Consider the following 17,782-nt stretch of genomic DNA (forward strand, 5'->3'; position numbering starts at 1 on the left):
GCCGTAGGGGACACCATGCAGACGCTGCTCATCGTCATCCTGATTCTCGTCGTCCTCAGCGCCTTCGGGGTGTTCCGCGCCCGCTCGGCCCGGCTGCGCCTGGTGCTGATCGTGCTGACCATCGGCCTGCTGATCCTCGCGGTCATCGGCTTCGTGCGCGACGAACAGGCGGTCGGACCCGGCGTGGCGCCGATCATTCAGGCGCCGTGAGCCCGGCAGAACTGAGGAAATCCGGGTTGCGGCTGTCCACCGCCACTGATTTCACCATCGCCCACACGTCGAGCCCCGGCCGCAGCGCCAGCCGCGCCACGCTCTCGCGCGTCACCATGGAGGCGAGCCGCACCTCGCCGACGCGCAGCCCGACATCGGCATAAGGCCCTTCCTGCATCACCACATCCTCCACCACCGCCGGCAGCAGGTTGGAAACCGAAATGCCTTCGGGCTTCGCCAGGGCAATGGCGACATCGCGCGCCCGCACCCGCGCCCGCACCTTCTCGCCCACCGCGCGGTCCACCTGCGGCACGCGCAACTCCCCACCGGCAAAGCCGAGGCTGGACAAAGCGAGATCGCTATCATGCCGGGCAACCACGCATTCCAGCAGCGTGCCGAGGTCGAAGCGCCCGACCACTGGCAGCATTTCCGGCCGGGAGAGCACCTGCGCCACCGGCCCCGCCGCCACCTGCCGCCCGTCGCGCAGCGCCACCAGCGTGTCGGCGAGGCGCAGCACCTCGTCGAGCGAGTGGCTGACATAGAGAATGGGCAGGCGCATGGCGTCGCGCAGCCGCTCCAGATAGGGCAGGATTTCCGCCTTGCGTGCCTCGTCCAGCGCCGCCAGCGGCTCGTCCATCAACAGCAGGCGCGGCTGCGCCAGCAGCGCCCGGCCGATGGCGACGCGCTGGCGCTCGCCGCCCGACAGGGTGTGCGGCCGGCGCGCCAGCAAAGGACCGATGCCGAGCAATTCCACCACCGCCTCGAAGCGGATCGGGCGTTCCGCCGCCCGGCAGCGGCGCTCGCCATAGCGCAGATTGCCTTCGACCTTGAGATGCGGGAACAGCCGCGAATCCTGAAACACATAGCCCACACGCCGCGCCTCGATCGGCACGTCGATGCCGCGCGCGGCGTCGAAGAACACCTCGCCCCCGACCACGATGCGCCCGGCATCGGGCCGCACCACGCCGGCCACCGCCTGGATGATGGTGGTCTTGCCGGCGCCGGAGCGGCCGAACAGCGCGGTAACGCCCTCCCCTGGCACGGCGAAGCCGCACTCCAGCGCAAATCCGCCCGGGCGGGCGAGACGGAGATCGACCTCGATCATGCCTATCCCCGCCCCATCATCACGCGGATGCGCCGGTCGACGAGGCTGGCCAGCAGCAGCGCGCCGAGCGCCAGCACGACCGAGACCAGCGTCAGCCGCAGCGCCATGGCGTCGCCATCGGGCATATGGGTGGCGCTGTAAATGGCGAGCGGGATGGTGCGGGTCTGGCCCTCGACATTGGAGACGAAGGTGATGGTGGCGCCGAACTCGCCCAGCGCCGAGGCGATGGCGAGCAGCGCGCCGGAGAGGATGCCCGGCAGCATCAGCGGCAGCGTCACCGAGAAGAACACGTCAATCCGCGAGGCACCGAGCGTGCGCGCCGCCGTCTCCAGCCCCCGGTCCACCGCCTCCAGCGCCAGGCGTATGGCGTTAACGGTGAGCGGAAAGCTCACCACCGCCGCCGCCACGGTCGCGCCCGCGGTGGTGAAGATGAGGCGGATGCCGAACCAGGCGTCGAGATACTGGCCGAGAAAGCCGCGCGCGCCGAGGCTGACCAGCAGCAGATAGCCCACCACCACCTTGGGCAGCACGAGCGGAAGATAGACCAGCCCGTCCAGCAGGCCCCTGCCGGGGAACCGTGCCCGCGCCAGCACGAAGGCGGTGAGCACCGCCAGCGGCAGGCTCCAGACGGTCGCCCAGAACGCCACCTTCAGGCTGAGGTAAACCGCCGTCCATTCCTCGGGGGTGAGCATGTCCATCGAAAAGTCGTCGTCCCCTCTCGCCGTCATCCCGGCCGAGCGTAGCGAGAGCCGGGATCGCCCGCTATTTTCATTCTGAAAGCGATCCCGGATACGGCCTGTCGGCCGTTCCGGGATGACACGCGGATTTCGCTACGCAGGCGGCCCGCCGCCGGCCAATGACGCGCCTCACTTCACCACGAAGCCGTATTTCGCATACACCGCCTTGGCGTCCGGCCCTACCAGGAAGTCGAAGAACGCCCGCGTCGCCGGGTTGTCCTGCCCCTTGACGATCTCGAACGGGTATTCCACCGGCGGGTGGCTGCCGGCCGGGAAGGTGGCGACCACCTTCACATTCTTGGCGATCGCCGCGTCGGTGGAATAGACGATGCCCGCGAGCGCCTCGCCGCGCTCCACCAGCGCCAGCGCCGCGCGCACGCTCTCGGCGCCGACGACGCGCTCCTTCACCTTGTCCCAGGCGCCGAGAGTGGTCAGCGCGGTCTTGGCATAGATGCCTGCCGGCACGCTGTCGGTGAGGCCGGTGGCGAGGCGGCCATCGGCGCCGAGGAAGGCCGTCCAGTCGAAGGCGGCGTCGATGGTCACCGGCTTCGCCTTGTCCGCCGGCATGATCAGCACGAGGCTGTTGCCGATCGGGGTGACGCGGGTGGCCTTCAGCGTCAGGTCCTTGCCTTCGGTATAGTCCATCCACTTATTGTCGGCGGAGGCGAAAATGCCTGCCGGGGCGCCGGCTTCCAACTGCTTGGCGAGCGCCGAGGAGGCGGCGAAGGAGAAGGCGACCTCTGTGCCGGTCTTCTCCTTGTAGAGCTTGCCGATGTCCTGAAACGCATTGGTCAGGCTGGCGGCGGCGAAGACGGTGAGCTTCTCCTCGGCATGCGCGGCCGGTGCCAGCAGGCCGAGGATCGCCGCGAAGGCAGCGGCGCCAAGGCTTCGGAGAACAAGGCGGCGAGACATCATGGCGGGCCCTTTCCTATATCCCAAGCGATACATGTATCCGTTCATATACATGATTAGCTATGAGAAGCCAGTACCGGGACACACGAAAGCGCGCGCCCCTGCCAGCAGCGGAGCGGCGCGTCGGCTCGCCAATCAGGACGCTCCGGCTCCCGCCGGCGCCGGCGTCAGTCGATCATGCCGGTATGGCGCGCTGTGGCGGCGGCCACCTGCTCGGCCGCGCTCAGCAGTTCCAGCGCCGGCACATCGCCGTGCCCGCAGGTCACTTGCGGCCGCGCCCGCATCAGCCGGCGGCCGCTGCCGTCTTCTTCCAACGCGAACTCATAGATGTGGTGGGCAACCCGGTGCATCACCCGGACGGTGGAAGGCGAGAGCGTCACTACGTCGAACTCGGCGTGCGGCATGGTGGTCTCCTCCCCTGTGGCCCCGCTGCGCGGTGGCCGGCGGCCGCGTGGGCGCGGCTCGGTTTGTCGGCGTCCGCCCTGCGGCGGAATGGAGCAGGAACTTTCGTCGAATAATGACGTTGCGACAATGGTAAATCCACAGGCCGCGCCGCTTTGTTGCGCCCCGGGGCCCTGCCCGCCTGTGGATTGTCCTGCAACGGCCCCGCCTGCGGGCATCCCGTGAAGCCATGCCTCGTGGATCGGGCGAGCCTGTCGGAATCTCCGGCGCGACCGCCGGACCACCAGCCGGAGATGCGTAAATGAGCCGAAACATGATGCTGATCGTGGCCGCGATCGTTCTGGTGATCGCCGCCTATGCCGCCGTCCAGTATTCCGGGCGGATGACGCCCCAGCCGACGGAAAACCCGACCCCGCCTGCGGCCCAGCCTTCGGTTCCCCCGGCCGCCGATCCCATCACCCCGCCGCCCCCGGCGCCGGAAGCCACTCTGCCGCCGCCGAACGACCCGGCCGTGCAGCCCTCGACGCCGCCGGCGGAGTCGCCGGAACCCGCTCCCGCCACTCCGGCCGCGCCGGCTCCGTCTGCCCCGGCGCCCGCGAACCCGTAAGGCTCACGCCTCGCCGCCGCGCTCGCCCGACATGGCGGCGAGCGCGGCCCTGGCGCGCGGGCTGTCCAGCACCGCATCCACCGGCTGCGACAGCCGGCGCCGCCAGTTCGGCCGCTCGGTGTCGGTCCCCGGCAGGTTCACCGCCACTTTCTCCCCGGCAAGATCGTCAAGCTGCGCCAGCGCCAGCCCGGCATGGCTGCGCGAGACGAAGGCATGGATCGCCGCCAGCAGCGTATCGTCGAGCGGCGCAGCCTCCGCCGGCAGGCTGGTAAGCAGCCCTTCGCGCAGCAGCGCGGCGCACAGCCTCTCGCGCTCGCTCGCCCGCTCCACAAGAGCCGCCGCGTAGCCGGCGGCGTCGATCAGCCCGAGATCGCGCCGCTCCGCGAGATCGGCGCCCTCCCACCAGCCGGCCAGAGTCGGCAGGTCGTGGGTGGAGACGCAGGCCGCTGCCAGTGCCGGGTAATCCTGCGGCGGCGTGAACACCCCCGCCTTCTGCTCGAACCACAGCACGCGGTAGGACAGCATGCGCTCGGCGGAAAGCTGGTCGCGCATGCCGAAGGGCACGGTGCCGAGATCCTCGCCGATGATCAGGCAACGCGCACGCGCGCTTTCCAGCGCCACCTGAGCCGCCAGCGCCTCGAACGGCATGGCGAGATAGGCGCCTTCCGCCCCGCTGGCGCCTTCGGGAATGAGAAACAGCCGCCGCAGCCCCATCACATGGTCGATACGCAGCGCGCCGGCATGGCGCATATTGGCCCGCACCAGCCCGGCATAGCGGGCATAGCCGTCGCGCTGCAGCGCCAGCGGATCGAAGGGCGGCAGGTTCCAGTTCTGCCCCTCCGGCCCCAGCGGATCGGGCGGCGCGCCGATGGTGACGCCCGGCATCAGCATGTCCGCCTCGGACCACGCCTCGGCGCCGTCCAGCGCCGTGCCCACGGCAAGGTCGCGATAGAGGCCGAGCGATAGTCCCGCCGCCCGGGCACGCGCCGCCGCCCCGGCGAATTGCCGGTCGGCTACCCATTGCTGCCACAGGGCGAAGCGGACCTCGCCCGCCTGCGCGCGGCCGAACGCCTCCACCGCCGGGCTCTCGGCCACGGCGAGCCCATCCGGCCAGTCGCGCCAGGCGCGGCCGGGATAGGCGCCGGCAATCGCCTGGAACAGGGCGAAGCGCCGCAGCGTCTCGCCGCCCTCGGCGACAAAGCGGTCGAAATCCGCCTCCGGCGCGCGCTGGAAGGCGGCGAAGGCCGTCCGCAGCGCCGCCTGCTTCGCCGCCCACACGCCGGCATAATCGACCGAAGGCGCGCCGGCGAGGGCGGCGAAATCCGCCATGTCCGCACCGAGCGCGGCGACATCAATGTAGATCGGGTCGAGAAAGCGCCGGTCCGACGGCGAATAGGGGCTGGCCCGCTCGCGCATGTCGGGGAACAGCGCGTGCAGCGGGTTCAGCCCCAGCGTGCGCGCGCCCGCCGCAGCGGCGCGTTCGCAAAGCTCCGCCAGCGCGGTGAAATCGCCGATGCCCTGATCCGCCGCGTCGCGCGTCAGCGTGTAGAGATGGGTGCCGATGCCGAACAGCCGCCGGCCGCCCTGCAGGTCCGGCGGCAGATAGCAGGCGGGCGGGGCAACGGTGAGCCGGCATTCCGCTTCGCCCAGCCGCAGCACATGCCGGCCCTGCGGCAGCGCCGGCAGGGCCACCGCGCGCAGCGTCGCCAGCCGGCCATCCGGCCGTTCCACGCTGCGGCTCTCACCCTCCTCCGGGCGGATGGGAAAGGCGATCTCCTGCCCGTCTTCCAGCGTGATCGAAAGATCCAGCCGGCGCGGCGCCTGTGCGGCCTCGCCCGCCAGCGTCAGCAGCGGCGCCGTGCCCTCGCGCAGAATGGCAGCGAAGGGGATGTCGCGGTCGAAATGCTGGGCGGAAAGCCGGGCGAGGCTGTCGCTCACCTCGCCCAGTGTGCCGGCGGGCAGGTCGAGCGCGGCGAGCAGCGAACGCTTGGTGTCGTCGCTCACCTTCTGCGCCTTGCCGTCGGCGGTGAACCACTGGCCGTCAATGCCGGCGGCGGAGGCGAGCATGTCGAGCCGTTCCGGCGCCGGGGCGCGGCGCGGCGTGGCGGGCTCCGTCGCCTCGGCGAGGATCAGCACGGAGCGGGGCGCCAGTTCCGCCGCCTCGCCGCCATCCCTGTCCGGCTGCGCCGTGTCGGCGGCGACGCGCCAGACGAAGCCGTCGCGCGGCTCGGGCAGAACCAGGGGCAGAAGCGCGTCTGAAGCATTGAGCGCCACCGCCACCCGGTCGGCGCTCTCCTCCGCCGTGGCGGGGGCATAGAACACCGCCACCAGCGCGCGGGTCCCCCCGTCATCCCAGCGCACCGTGCCGCCGGAAGGCGAGCGCCATTCCACATCGGCGATGCCGCTGCCATCGGGCGGGCGCCCGGTCAGCGGCGCGTCGCCGCGCAGCGCGCGATGGGCGAGGCGCAGCTTCACCAGCCGGGCGGTGAAGGCGGCGAGTTCGCCGTCCATCGCCGCCCAGTCGAGCCAGGTCAGTTCATTGTCCTGCGCATAGGCATTGTTGTTGCCGGCCTGCGAGCGCCCGCATTCGTCGCCCATGGTCAGCATCGGCGTGCCGCGCGCGGCCAGCAGCGTCGCCAGCAGCGCCCGCGCATCGCCGCGCCGGGCGGCGATGATGGCGGCATCGTCGGTTCGGCCCTCGACGCCGTGGTTCCAGCTCACATTATTGTCGGTGCCGTCGCGGTTATGCTCGCCATTGGCGTCGTTATGCTTGGCCGAAAACGCGACGAGATCGGCCAGGGTGAAGCCGTCATGGGCGGTGACGAAATTGATGCCGCGCGAGAGCGGGCGGTGGCGCCCGGCGAAGATGTCGGCGGAGCCGGCGAGCCGCGTCGCCAGTTCGCCCACCACCCCGGCATCGCCGCGCCAGAAATGCCGCGCCGTGTCGCGGAAATGGTCGTTCCATTCGCCCCAGAGAGGCGGAAAGCGCCCGACCTGGTAGCCGCCCGGTCCGATGTCCCAGGGTTCGGCGATCAGCGCGAGGTCGCGCAGCACAGGGTCCTGCTGCATGGCGGCGAGGAACGGCGCCTCCATGTCGAACCCGTCGGGCCGGCGCCCAAGCGTGGCGGCGAGGTCGAAGCGGAAGCCGTCGAGCCCGCAGGCCGCCCAGCGCCGCAGCGCATCCAAGGCGAGGCGCAGCACCGGCGCCCGCTCCAGCGCCAGCGTGTTGCCCGTGCCGGCATCGTTGATCAGGCGGGAGGGATCGTCGGCGGCGTGGCGGTAATAGGTGGCGTTGTCGAGCCCGCGCAGGCTCAGCGTCGGACCGAAGGCATCGCTCTCGCCGGAATGGTTCAGCACCACGTCGAGCACCACGGCAATGCCGGCCGCGTGCAGGGCGGCGATGGTGCGGGCGATCTCCTCGAAGCCGCCGGGCGCGAGGCGCGGATCGGGTGCGCCGAACAGAACGGGGTTGTAGCCCCAGTAATTGCTCAGCCCCAGCGGCGGCAGATGCCGCTCGTCGATCCAGGCCATGGCGGGCATAAGCTCCACCGTGGTGACGCCGAGCCGCACCAGATGGTCCAGCGCCGCCGGTTCGGCCAGCCCGGCGAAGGTGCCGCGCAGCGCCGGCGGAATCGCCTCCTGCCGCATGGTGAAGCCGCGCACATGGAGCTCATACAGCACCTGCCGGTCCCAGCGGAACGTGGGACGGACCGCCGCCGCCGTCCCCTCTTCCGCCAGCACGATCGCCTTGGGCAGCGCGAAGGCGCTGTCGGTCTCGTCGCGCAACGCGCCGCTGGCGCGGTTGTCGAACAAGGCCGCGTCCAACCGGAACGGCCGGTCGAGCCGGCGCGCATAAGGATCGACCAGCAGCTTGGCCGGGTTGAAGCGGTGCCCCTGTTTCGGCGCCCACGGCCCCGCCGCCCGCAATCCGTAGCGCGCGCCCGCCGCCACGCCGGCAATATGGCCGTGGAACACGTCGCCGGTGCGCTCCGGCAAAGCGAGGCGGGCGATCTCGGCCTCGCCCGCTTCGTCGAACAGACAGAACTCGATGCGCGTCGCATGGGCGGAGAACACCGCCACATTGACGCCGCGCGCGTCGAGGGTGACGCCGAGCGGCTCGGGGCTTCCGGGGGTGAGGGTGAGGTCGCTCACCCCGCCCGCTCCGCCGCCAGCGTGCGGAACAACGTGTTGTATTGGCCGGCCGCCCGCTGCCAGGACACGTCGGTCGTCATGGCGTTGCGCTGCAGCTTCTGCCAGAGCGCCTTGTCCTGCCACAGACCGGCGACGCGCTTGAGCGCGATCTGCAGCGCCGGGGCGGTGACCGGCGAGAACTGCACGCCGGTGCCGACGCCAGCGGTGCGTGCCATCTCGTTCACGTCGATCACCGTATCGGCCAGCCCGCCGACGCGCGCCACCAGCGGCAGCGCGCCATAGCGCAGGGCGGAAAGCTGGGTCAGCCCGCAGGGCTCGAAGCGCGAGGGCACGATCAGCACATCCGCCCCCGCCTGGATGCGGTGCGCCACGCCCTCATCATAGCCGAGCTGCACCCCGACGCGGCCGGGATGGGCATGGGCGGCGGCGGCGAAGCGGCCGGCGAGGTCGGCATCGCCCGCACCGAGCAGCACCATCTGCGCGCCGAGACCCAGCAGCGTGTCGAGGCTGTCGGCAAGAAGATCGAGCCCCTTCTGCCAGGACAGGCGGCTGACCACGCCGAACAGCAGCGCCTCCGGGTCGGCCTCCAGCCCGAATGCCTCCTTCAGCGCCACCTTGTTCGCCACCCGCGCCTTCAGCGTCTTGGCGTCGAAGGGCTTGGCGATCAGCGTGTCGGTGGCGGGGTTCCAGCCGGTATCGTCAAGCCCGTTGAGAATGCCCGACAATACCGGCGCACGCGCATTCAGCAGCCCGTCGAGCCCCATGCCGGCGTCGGGCAGGAGGATTTCCCCGGCATAGCCCGGCGAAACGGTGGTGATGCGGTCCGCCAGTTGCAGCCCGGCCTTGAGGTAGCCGACCATGCCGTAATACTCGACCCCGTGCAGGCCGAAGGCGTGGCCGGGCAGGCCGAGCATGGGGAAATCATGCGCCGGGAACTGCCCCTGGAAGGCGATGTTGTGAATGGTCATCACCGTGCCCGGCCGCCGCGTGCCGGCATAGTGCAGATAGGCCGGCGCCAGGCCCGCCTGCCAGTCATGGGCATGGACGATATCGGGCACGAAGCCGGCGATGAGCCCAAGCCCGACGCCGGAGGCGACCGCGCCCAGCGCCGCGAAGCGCCGCGCATTGTCGCCCCAGTCCGCGCCGTCCGGCCCGGCATAGGGCCCGCCGGGCCGGTCATAGAGATGCGGCGCCTCGATCACGAACAGATCGAGCCCGCCCGCCCTGGCGGCGAGCAGCGTCGCCGGCCCGCCGAACAGATCGTCGAAGCGGTGCGCCGGCGCCGCCTCGGTCAGCTTCGCCATCACGGCGGGATAGCCGGGAATGAGCGTGCGCAACTCGACATCGTGATGCGCCAGCGCCGCCGGCAGTGCGCCGGCGACATCGGCGAGACCGCCGGTCTTGATCAGCGGGAAGACTTCCGAGACGACGGAAAGAACCTTGAGCGATGACACGTCCGACCCGCGCCTTGTGCCGTGAACGAAATTGCCGAGGAAGAACCGGGGCTGCCGCGGCGTCATACGCCGCCGCGGGCCGAGTGTAGAGCAGGTTTTTGTCGATCAGGTTTTAACGGTGACGTTTTCGGCCCGACCGACACGCCCCCTAGAGCGCCAGCTTGTCGATCATCTGCTGGGTGATGAGGCAGATGCCCTTTTCCGTCCGCCGGAAGCGCTTGGCGTCCAGTTCCGGGTCCTCGCCGACCACCAGCCCTTCGGGAATCCGCACATGCGAATCAATGACGACATTCTTCAGCCGCGCCGACCTGCCGATCTCGACATAGGGCAGGATCACCCCGTTCTCGATCGAGCCATAGGAGTTGATCCGAACCCCGGTGAACAGCAGCGCCCGGCGCAGCGACGAGCCGGAAATGATGCAGCCGCCCGACACAAGCGAGGAAATCGCCTGCCCGCGCCGTCCCTCGTCATCATGCACGAATTTGGCGGGCGGCGTGATCTCGGCATAGGTCCAGATCGGCCAGTCGCGATCATAGAGGTCGAGCTCCGGCACCACGCCGGTGAGGTCGATATTGGCTTCCCAATAGGCGTCCACCGTGCCGACATCGCGCCAATAGGGCGCCGTCTCCTGGTCGGAGCGCACGCAGGAGCGCGAGAAATGATGCGCCGAGGCGGTGCCGTTCTTGACGATATAGGGGATGATGTCCTTGCCGAAATCATGCGTCGACAGCGGGTCGGCGGCATCGCGGCGGAGCTGGTCGATCAGGAACTTGGTCTCGAAGACATAGATGCCCATCGAGGCCAGCGCCTTGTCCGGCCGGCCGGGCATGGCCGGCGGGTCCTTCGGCTTTTCGAGGAAGGAGATGATGCGGTCCTGCTCGTCGACATGCATGACGCCGAAGGCGCTCGCCTCGTGGCGCGGCACTTCGAGGCAGCCGACGGTCACGTCGGCGCCCGTGTCGACATGCTGCTGCAGCATGATCTCGTAGTCCTGCTTGTAGACGTGGTCGCCCGCCAGAATGATGATGTGGCGGGTGTCATAGGCCTCGATGATGTCGAGGTTCTGGTACACCGCATCCGCCGTCCCCAGATACCACATGGTTTCCGAGACACGCTGGCTGGCCGGCAACACGTCGAAGCTCTCATTGCGCTCATGGCGCAGGAAGTTCCAGCCGCGCTGCATGTGCCGGATCAGGCTGTGCGCCTGATACTGGGTGGCGACGCCGATACGGCGGATGCCGGAATTGATGGCATTGGACAAGGTGAAGTCGATGATGCGCGACTTGCCGCCGAAATAGACGGCCGGCTTGGCGCGGCGGTCGGTGAGTTCCATCAGGCGGCTGCCGCGGCCGCCGGCAAGGACATAGGCCATCGCCGAGCGGGCCAGTGGAGCATTCGGTAGCGTCGGCCGTGCCATGTCGCGTGGTCTCCCTCAGTTGCTCTGTTCCGGCTCGTCGCGTTCGGCGGCGCGCGTTTCCGGTTCCCAAATGAAATACAGCGTGGCGAGCGGCGGCAGCGTCAGCCGGGCGCTGGCAGGTAGGCCGTGCGCGGGTTCCTCGCCTGCATCGACGCCGCCGAGATTGCCCATGCCGGAGCCGCCATAAAGGTCGGCATCGGTGTTGAGGATTTCGCGCCAGCGGCCGGCACGCGGCAGGCCGAGGCGGTAATCATGGCGCGGCACGGGGGTGAGGTTCGCCACCATCACCACGGGCGCGTCGCCCTCCTCGCCGAAGCGCGCCCAGGCGAACACCGATTGCGCGCTGTCGTCGACCACGATCCAGCGGAACCCCTCGGGCTCGCAGTCGCGCACATGCAAGGCGGGCGTGTCGCGGTAGATCAGGTTGAGGTCGCGCACCAGAAGCTGCATGCCGCGATGATAGGGGCCCATGCCGGCAAGATGCCAGTCGAGCGAGCGCTCCTCGCTCCATTCCCGGCGCTGGGCGAATTCCTGGCCCATGAACAGCAGCTTCTTGCCGCAATAGGCCCACATCATCCCGTAGGCGGCGCGCATATTGGCGAATTGCTGCCAGTCATCGCCGGGCATGCGCGAGAGAATGGTGCCCTTGCCATGCACCACCTCGTCATGGGAGAGCGGCAGCACGAAATTCTCGGAAAAGGCATAGGTGATGCCGAAGGTCACCCGGTTGTGGTGCCAGGGGCGATAGACCGGATCGAGCGACATGTAGTCGAGCGTGTCGTGCATCCAGCCCATGTTCCACTTGAAGCCGAAGCCGAGCCCGCCGGCGAAGACGGGCTGCGAGACCCCGGCCCAGGAGGTGGATTCCTCGGCGATCACCACCGTGCCGGGATGTTCGGCATAGATGGTCTCGTTGGCGCGGCGCAGGAACGACACCGCGTCCTTGTTGTCGTTGGAGCCGTCGGGGTTGGGCGACCATTCCCCGTGCTTGCGCGAATAGTCGAGATAGAGCATCGACGCCACCGCATCCACGCGCAGCCCGTCGACATGGAAGCGGTCGAGCCAGTAGAGCGCGTTGGCGATCAGCATATTGGCGACTTCGCGCCGGCCGAAGTCGTAGATCGCCGTATTCCAGTCCGGGTGGAAGCCGCGCTGCGGGTTGGGGTGCTCATAGAGCGGCCCGCCGTCGAAATGCGCCAGACCGTGAATGTCGGTGGGGAAATGTGCCGGCACCCAGTCGAGGATCACCGACAGGCCGGCCGCATGCGCCTTGTCGACGAAGCGGGCGAAGCCGGCCGGGTCGCCGAAGCGGCTGGTCGGCGCGAACAGGCCGATCGGCTGGTAGCCCCAGGAGGCGTCGAGCGGGTGCTCGGAAATCGGCAGCAATTCGAGATGGGTAAAGCCCATCCACTGCGCATAGGGAATAAGCTGGTCGGCGAGTTCGTCATAGGTGAGGAAGCGGTTATCCTCGCCGCGCCGCCATGACCCCAGATGCACCTCATAGGTGCTCATCGGCTTGCGCCGCGCCTCGCCCTGCGCGCGGGCGGCGACATGGGCGTCGTCGGTCCAGGTGAAATTGTCGGTACGCGCCACCACCGAGCCGGTCGCCGGCCGGAACTCGCCGGCAAAGCCGAACGGATCGGCCTTGAGCGGCAGCAGCCGCCCGTCGGCGGCGACGATCTCATATTTGTAGATCGCCCCCTCGGTGACGCCGGGGGCGAAGATTTCCCACAGCCCGCTGTCGACGCGCTTGCGCATCTGGTGCCGGCGGCCGTCCCAAAGGTTGAAGTCGCCGACCACGGAGACGCGCGCGGCGTTCGGCGCCCAGACGGCGAAGCGCACGCCCTCTATGCCCTCATGGCGGTCGGGATGCGCGCCGAGCCGCTCATACAGCGTGCGGTGGGTGCCCTCGACCAGCAGGTGGTCGTCGAGCGGGCCGAGCACGGGCGGGAAGGAATAGGGATCGTCCAGCTCCCACGTCCCGCCGGCGTTGCCCGCTCGCAGGCGATAGCGCGCCCAGGCGGGACGGCCGGGCACCAGCACCTCGAAGAACCCCGCCTCATGGCGGCAGTCAAACGCCGCGAAGGGCGTGCCATCCGGCTCGATCGCGTCCAGCCTCTGCGCGTCCGGCACGAAGGCGCGCAGCACGAGCCCGTCCTCGGACTGGTGCGGACCCAGCAGCGCGAAGGGGTCGTGATGGCGGCCTGCGACGAGAGCCTCGACCTCCCGTCCGGGTGCCTGCCATGCCTGCATCACTGCCAACCCTTCCTGAGCCGAAACACCGAGGACAAGCCCGGCGCGCAGGTAAGGTTCCTCTACCGCCAACACAAAGTCCACTGGTCGCAGCCGCCTGTCGCGGCATCAGGTTAATGCCGGGCCCGCCCCTGGCGGGGCGGACCGGCCGTCGCGGGAGAGCGGCCGCCGGGCCGGGCCCGGCGGCGCCAGAGCTTCAGCGCACCGGGCGCACCGGCACGTTCCAGATGTCCTTGGCGTATTCGGAAATGGTCCGGTCGGAGGAGAACCAGCCCATATTGGCGGTGTTGATGGCGCTCGACGTCCACCACGCCGCCCGGTTGTTCCAGCGCTGGTCGACCTTGCGCTGGGCGTCCCAATAGGCGTCGAAATCCGTCGTCACCAGGAAGTAGTCATGGTAGCGCAGCGCGTCGACCAGCGGCTTGAAGCGCTCCGGCTCGTCGGGCGAGTACACACCGGAGCCGACCGCGTCCAGCACCTCGCCGAGATGGTGCGAGTTGCGGATCGAGCCGGCCTCGTCGACCCCGGCGGCGCGGCGCTGCTCCACCTCGTCGGCGGTGAGGCCGAAGATGAAGATGTTGTCGTCGCCGACATGCTGCTTGATCTCGACATTGGCGCCGTCGAGCGTGCCGATGGTCAACGCGCCGTTCAGCGCCATCTTCATATTGCCGGTGCCGGAGGCTTCCATGCCGGCGGTGGAGATCTGCTCCGACAGGTCCGCCGCCGGAATCACCACCTCGGCCAGCGAGACATTGTAGTTCGGCAGGAACACGACCTTCAGCAGGTCCTTCACCGTCGGGTCGTCATTCACCACCTTGGCGACATCATTGGCCAGCTTGATGACGAGCTTGGCCATCTGGTAGCTCGCCGCCGCCTTGCCGGAGAAGATCTTCACCCGCGGCGCCCAGGCCCGCGCCGGATTGGCGCGCATGGCGTCATAGAGCGCGATGGTCTCCAGAATGTTCAGCAACTGGCGCTTATATTCGTGGATGCGCTTGATCTGCACGTCGAACAGCGCGCCGGGATTGACCTTGATGTCCAGCCGGTCGCGGATGAGCCGGGCGAGCGCCACCTTGTTCTGCCGGCGCACCGCGATCAGCCGGTCGTGAAGCGACGAATCGCCCGCCACCGACTCCAGCCGCTTCAGCTCGGAAGCGTCGTCCAGCACCGCCGGGCCGCACACATCGACCAGCAGATTCGTCAGGCCGGGATTGGCCTGATAGAGCCAGCGGCGGAAGGTGATGCCGTTGGTCTTGTTGTTCATCCGCTCCGGGAACAGGCGGTAGAAATCCTTGAACACCGTCGTGGTCATCAGGTCGCTGTGCAGCGCCGCGACACCATTGATCGAGTGCGAGCCGAGGAAGGCGAGATTGCCCATCCGCACGCGCCTTCCATGGTCTTCCTGGATCAGCGACACCGACCCCAGCAGCGCGTCGTCGCCGGGGAACTGGGCCCGCACCTTTTCCAGATGCTTGGCGTTGAGCTGATAGATGATCTGCATGTGGCGCGGCAGCACCCGCTCCATCAGCGGCACCGGCCAGGTCTCAAGCGCCTCCGGCAGCAGCGTGTGGTTGGTGTAGGAGATGGTCCGCACCGTGATGTCGAACGCCTCGTCCCACTCGATGTCGTTCTCGTCCACCAGCACCCGCATCAGCTCCGCCACCGCGATGGCGGGATGGGTGTCGTTGAGCTGGATCGCCACCTTGTCGGGCAGCGAGCGCACATCGCCGAAGCTGTCGACATGGCGGCGGATCAGGTCATGCAGCGAGGCGGCGGTGAAGAAATATTCCTGCCGCAGCCGCAATTCCTGCCCCGCCGGCGTGGCGTCGGAGGGGTAGAGCACCTTGGAGATCGCCTCGGCCTTCACCTGGTTGACCAGCGCGCCGACATGGTCGCCCTGGTTGAAGGCGTCGAGCCGGATCGGGTCGGCCGCGCGGGCTGACCACAGGCGCAGCGTGTTCACATGCCGCCCGCGCCAGCCGACGATGGGCGTGTCATAGGCGACCGCCTCCACCGTCTCGGCGGGATGCCACACCTGCTTCTTGCGGTCGCCGCCCAGCGCCACCGCCTCGACCGAACCGCCGAAGCCGATGTCGTAATAAACCTCCGGCCGCTCGAACTCCCAGGGATTGCCGAAGGACAGCCAGTCCTCGGGATATTCCTGCTGCCAGCCATTCTTGATCATCTGGCGGAACAGGCCGTTCTCGTAGCGGATGCCATAGCCATAGGCGGCGATGGACAGCGTCGCCATGCTGTCCATGAAGCAGGCGGCGAGGCGCCCGAGGCCGCCATTGCCCAGCGCCGCGTCCGGCTCCACCTGCCGCAGCCGGTCGAGATCGACGCCGAGATCGCCCAGCGCCGAGCGCGCCGTCTCCAGCATCTCGATATTGGTCAGCGCGTCGAACAGCAGCCGGCCGATGAGGAATTCCAGCGAGAGGTAATAGACCCGCTTGCGGCCTTCCGAATAGGTCTGGCGGGTGGAAGTGATCCAGCGGTCGACGATGCGGTCGCGGGTGGCGAAGGCGGTGGCGAGAAACCAGTCGCGGTCGCTCGCGGCGGCGGGATTCTTGCCCACCGCATAGGTGAGCTTGGAGATCACCGCGGCACGGAACTTGGCGACCTCGTCGCCCTGCGCGGAAATCGGGCGGGCGGGTGTCTCCGGCGTGTCCAGCATCTTCTCTTCCACCTCAACTGACATGTGCAGCTTGTGCTCCCCTTGCGATGCCTGCCGCGAACGGTCAGGCGCCGCCTGCTCTCACCCGTGGCGGATGCAACCTTTCGGCCAACTCAGCCGGCACGGGGCTCCCTTTCCAGCGCGGCGAGGGCGATCACCAGCCATCCCAGGATGAGCATAGTACCGCCGATCGGCGCGGCCATCGGAAAAAGAACGATCTCCCACAGCGCCCGCAGCCCCAGCGCGCCGCTGAACAGCAGCGTACCCAGCGCGATGATGCCGGCGCCGACACTGGCGAAGGACCAGCCCGGCCCGCGCCGGGCCGCCAGCGCGCAGCCCCCCACCACCGCGCTCGCCCCCAGCATGAGGAAGGTGGCGGCCGTGGTCAAATTCGGATCGGCATTCAGATGCGCCCCCGCCGCCGCGGCCGCCACCCCGGCCGCGCCCATCAGGCCGGCGAGAAAGACGAGGAATCGGCGAAAGGCGTTCATGGCGAGGCTCCGTATGTCTGGCCGTCCGTGGCGATGGCGTGGAAGAAGGTTCCCGAAACCCGCCCCCGGCGGCTTCCTGCAGGCCCCATCTCCTTACCCTGCCCATCGCTCAGCGCGACCAGCGGCGCATCGTCGCCGGCTTGTGTGACGCTGGCATAATGGAACTCGTGGCCGCGCAGCCTTGTCCCCGCCGGCCCCAGCGGCGAGGCATGCAGAGTCACCGCGCGGCGATAGCCGAGATTGAGCCGGCGGCGGGCGAAGCTGGTGGCGTGGCCGAGCAGGCCGAGCATGGGGTGGCTCCTGCCCTCCGCGTCCTCGATCGCCTCGCCCAGCACCATGAAGCCCCCGCATTCGCCGTGCACCGGCCGGGTCCGGGCAAAGGTCCGCACCCCATCGAGAAAGCGGAAGGCTTGCGCGAGCCTTTCCCCGTGCAGTTCGGGGTAGCCGCCGGGCAGCCAGCAGGCATCCGCCGCCGAATCGGGCGCCTCGTCGGCCAGCGGCGAGAAGGGCAGGATTTCCGCCCCCGCCCGCCGCCAGCCGGCCATCACATGCTCATAGGCGAAGGAAAAGGCGACATCGCGCGCCAGGGCGATGCGCTGGCCCGGCGGCGCCAGTGCCGCCGGCGCCGCGCCGGCCGGGTTCACCGGCGCGCCGAGCGCGGTGAGCGCGTCGAGGTCGATGTGCTTTTCCGCCCGTTCCGCCAGCGCCGCCAATTGCGCGGCCAGCGCGGGGTGCTCCTCCGCCTGCACGAGGCCGAGATGGCGCTCGGGCAGCCGCACCGCCCCGTCGCGCGGCAGGCTGCCGAGAATCGGGATGCCGAGCGCCGCGATGGCCGCGCTCGCCTGCGCCCGGTGCCGCTCGCTCGCCACCTGGTTGAGGATCACCCCGGCGATGCGCACGCGCGGGTCATGGCCGGCGAAGCCGCGCACCACGGCGGCGGCCGATTGCGACTGGCCGGAAATGTCGAGCACCAGCGCGACCGGCAGGCCGAGCCGGGCGGCGAGGTCCGCCGCCGCGCCGCTGCGCCCGGCCTCGCCCTCGATGCCGTCGAACAGCCCCATGGAGGCTTCGATGATGACCGTGTCCGCCGCCTCCGCCGCCTCCGCCGCCAGCGCGTCGATCAGGGCGGGCGGCATGGCGAAGCTGTCGAGGTTGAGCCCCGGCCGCCCGGTGGCGGCGGCGTGGAAGGCGGGGTCGATATAGTCCGGCCCCGACTTCGCCACCCGCACCCGCACGCCGCGCGCCCGCAGCGCCGCCGCCACGCCGAGCGTCACCGTGGTCTTGCCCGAGCCGGAGCGCGGCGCGGCGATGATGAAGGCGCGGGCGGTCATGCGGCGGCTCCGGCTGAAGCATCCTTCTGGCGCTCCC

The 17,782-nt window shown here is 69.4% G+C and carries 13 protein-coding genes; 2 read left to right on the forward strand and 11 right to left on the reverse strand.

Going from position 1 to position 17,782, the window contains the following annotated elements; genetic code table 11:
• Positions 1–15: 15 nt before the first annotated feature.
• On the forward strand, positions 16–210 hold the full coding sequence (locus AAC979_RS11965; RefSeq protein WP_371347084.1) for a hypothetical protein: 195 nt from the start codon (positions 16–18) through the stop codon (positions 208–210).
• Here AAC979_RS11965 and modC read toward each other — a convergent pair.
• The 4 genes from modC to AAC979_RS11985 all read right to left on the reverse strand — a co-directional run bounded on the left by modC (position 194) and on the right by AAC979_RS11985 (position 3,368).
• Complete coding sequence (gene modC, locus AAC979_RS11970) at positions 194–1,315, reverse strand: molybdenum ABC transporter ATP-binding protein (protein ID WP_371347086.1); 1,122 nt, start codon at positions 1,313–1,315, stop codon at positions 194–196. The genes AAC979_RS11965 and modC overlap by 17 nt on opposite strands.
• Positions 1,316–1,317: 2 nt before the next feature.
• Positions 1,318–2,007, reverse strand: coding sequence for a molybdate ABC transporter permease subunit (modB, locus tag AAC979_RS11975; RefSeq protein ID WP_371349047.1), 690 nt, complete (start codon positions 2,005–2,007; stop codon positions 1,318–1,320).
• Between the two features lie 174 nt (positions 2,008–2,181).
• Positions 2,182–2,967: a molybdate ABC transporter substrate-binding protein gene (gene modA, locus AAC979_RS11980; protein WP_371347087.1), complete on the reverse strand. Its 786-nt coding sequence runs from the start codon at positions 2,965–2,967 to the stop codon at positions 2,182–2,184.
• A 164-nt stretch (positions 2,968–3,131) separates the two neighbouring features.
• Positions 3,132–3,368 carry a hypothetical protein gene (locus AAC979_RS11985; RefSeq protein ID WP_371347089.1) on the reverse strand — a complete coding sequence of 79 codons (237 nt, stop codon included), beginning with the start codon at positions 3,366–3,368 and terminating at the stop codon, positions 3,132–3,134.
• A 299-nt stretch (positions 3,369–3,667) separates the two neighbouring features.
• Here AAC979_RS11985 and AAC979_RS11990 point away from each other — a divergent pair, with 299 nt between their 5' ends.
• Positions 3,668–3,973 (forward strand): hypothetical protein, encoded by a 306-nt coding sequence (locus AAC979_RS11990; RefSeq protein ID WP_371347090.1) that lies wholly within the window; start codon positions 3,668–3,670, stop codon positions 3,971–3,973.
• A gap of 3 nt (positions 3,974–3,976) precedes the next feature.
• On the opposite strand, the gene glgX is transcribed toward AAC979_RS11990, so the two are convergent.
• The 7 genes from glgX to AAC979_RS12025 form a co-directional block, all read right to left on the reverse strand.
• A complete protein-coding gene (gene glgX, locus AAC979_RS11995; RefSeq protein ID WP_371347092.1) occupies positions 3,977–8,125 on the reverse strand; it encodes a glycogen debranching protein GlgX in 4,149 nt (1,382 codons plus the stop codon).
• Positions 8,122–9,579: a glycogen synthase GlgA gene (glgA, locus tag AAC979_RS12000; RefSeq protein WP_371347093.1), complete on the reverse strand. Its 1,458-nt coding sequence runs from the start codon at positions 9,577–9,579 to the stop codon at positions 8,122–8,124. Before glgA ends, glgX begins: the two co-directional genes overlap by 4 nt.
• 148 nt (positions 9,580–9,727) lie before the next feature.
• A complete protein-coding gene (glgC, locus tag AAC979_RS12005; RefSeq protein ID WP_371347095.1) occupies positions 9,728–10,996 on the reverse strand; it encodes a glucose-1-phosphate adenylyltransferase in 1,269 nt (422 codons plus the stop codon).
• 15 nt (positions 10,997–11,011) lie between these two features.
• Positions 11,012–13,249 (reverse strand): 1,4-alpha-glucan branching protein GlgB, encoded by a 2,238-nt coding sequence (gene glgB, locus AAC979_RS12010; protein WP_371349048.1) that lies wholly within the window; start codon positions 13,247–13,249, stop codon positions 11,012–11,014.
• Between the two features lie 196 nt (positions 13,250–13,445).
• Positions 13,446–15,947 (reverse strand): glycogen/starch/alpha-glucan phosphorylase, encoded by a 2,502-nt coding sequence (locus AAC979_RS12015; RefSeq protein WP_371347097.1) that lies wholly within the window; start codon positions 15,945–15,947, stop codon positions 13,446–13,448.
• Positions 15,948–16,036: 89 nt separating this feature from the next.
• Positions 16,037–16,414, reverse strand: a complete 378-nt coding sequence (locus tag AAC979_RS12020; protein WP_371347099.1) for a DUF423 domain-containing protein — start codon at positions 16,412–16,414, stop codon at positions 16,037–16,039.
• Positions 16,411–17,745, reverse strand: coding sequence for a cobyrinate a,c-diamide synthase (locus tag AAC979_RS12025; RefSeq protein WP_371347101.1), 1,335 nt, complete (start codon positions 17,743–17,745; stop codon positions 16,411–16,413). Before AAC979_RS12025 ends, AAC979_RS12020 begins: the two co-directional genes overlap by 4 nt.
• Between the last annotated feature and the right edge of the window lie 37 nt (positions 17,746–17,782).

The sequence above is a fragment of the Ancylobacter sp. IITR112 genome (assembly GCF_041415945.1).
Taxonomy (GTDB): Bacteria; Pseudomonadota; Alphaproteobacteria; order Rhizobiales; family Xanthobacteraceae; genus Ancylobacter.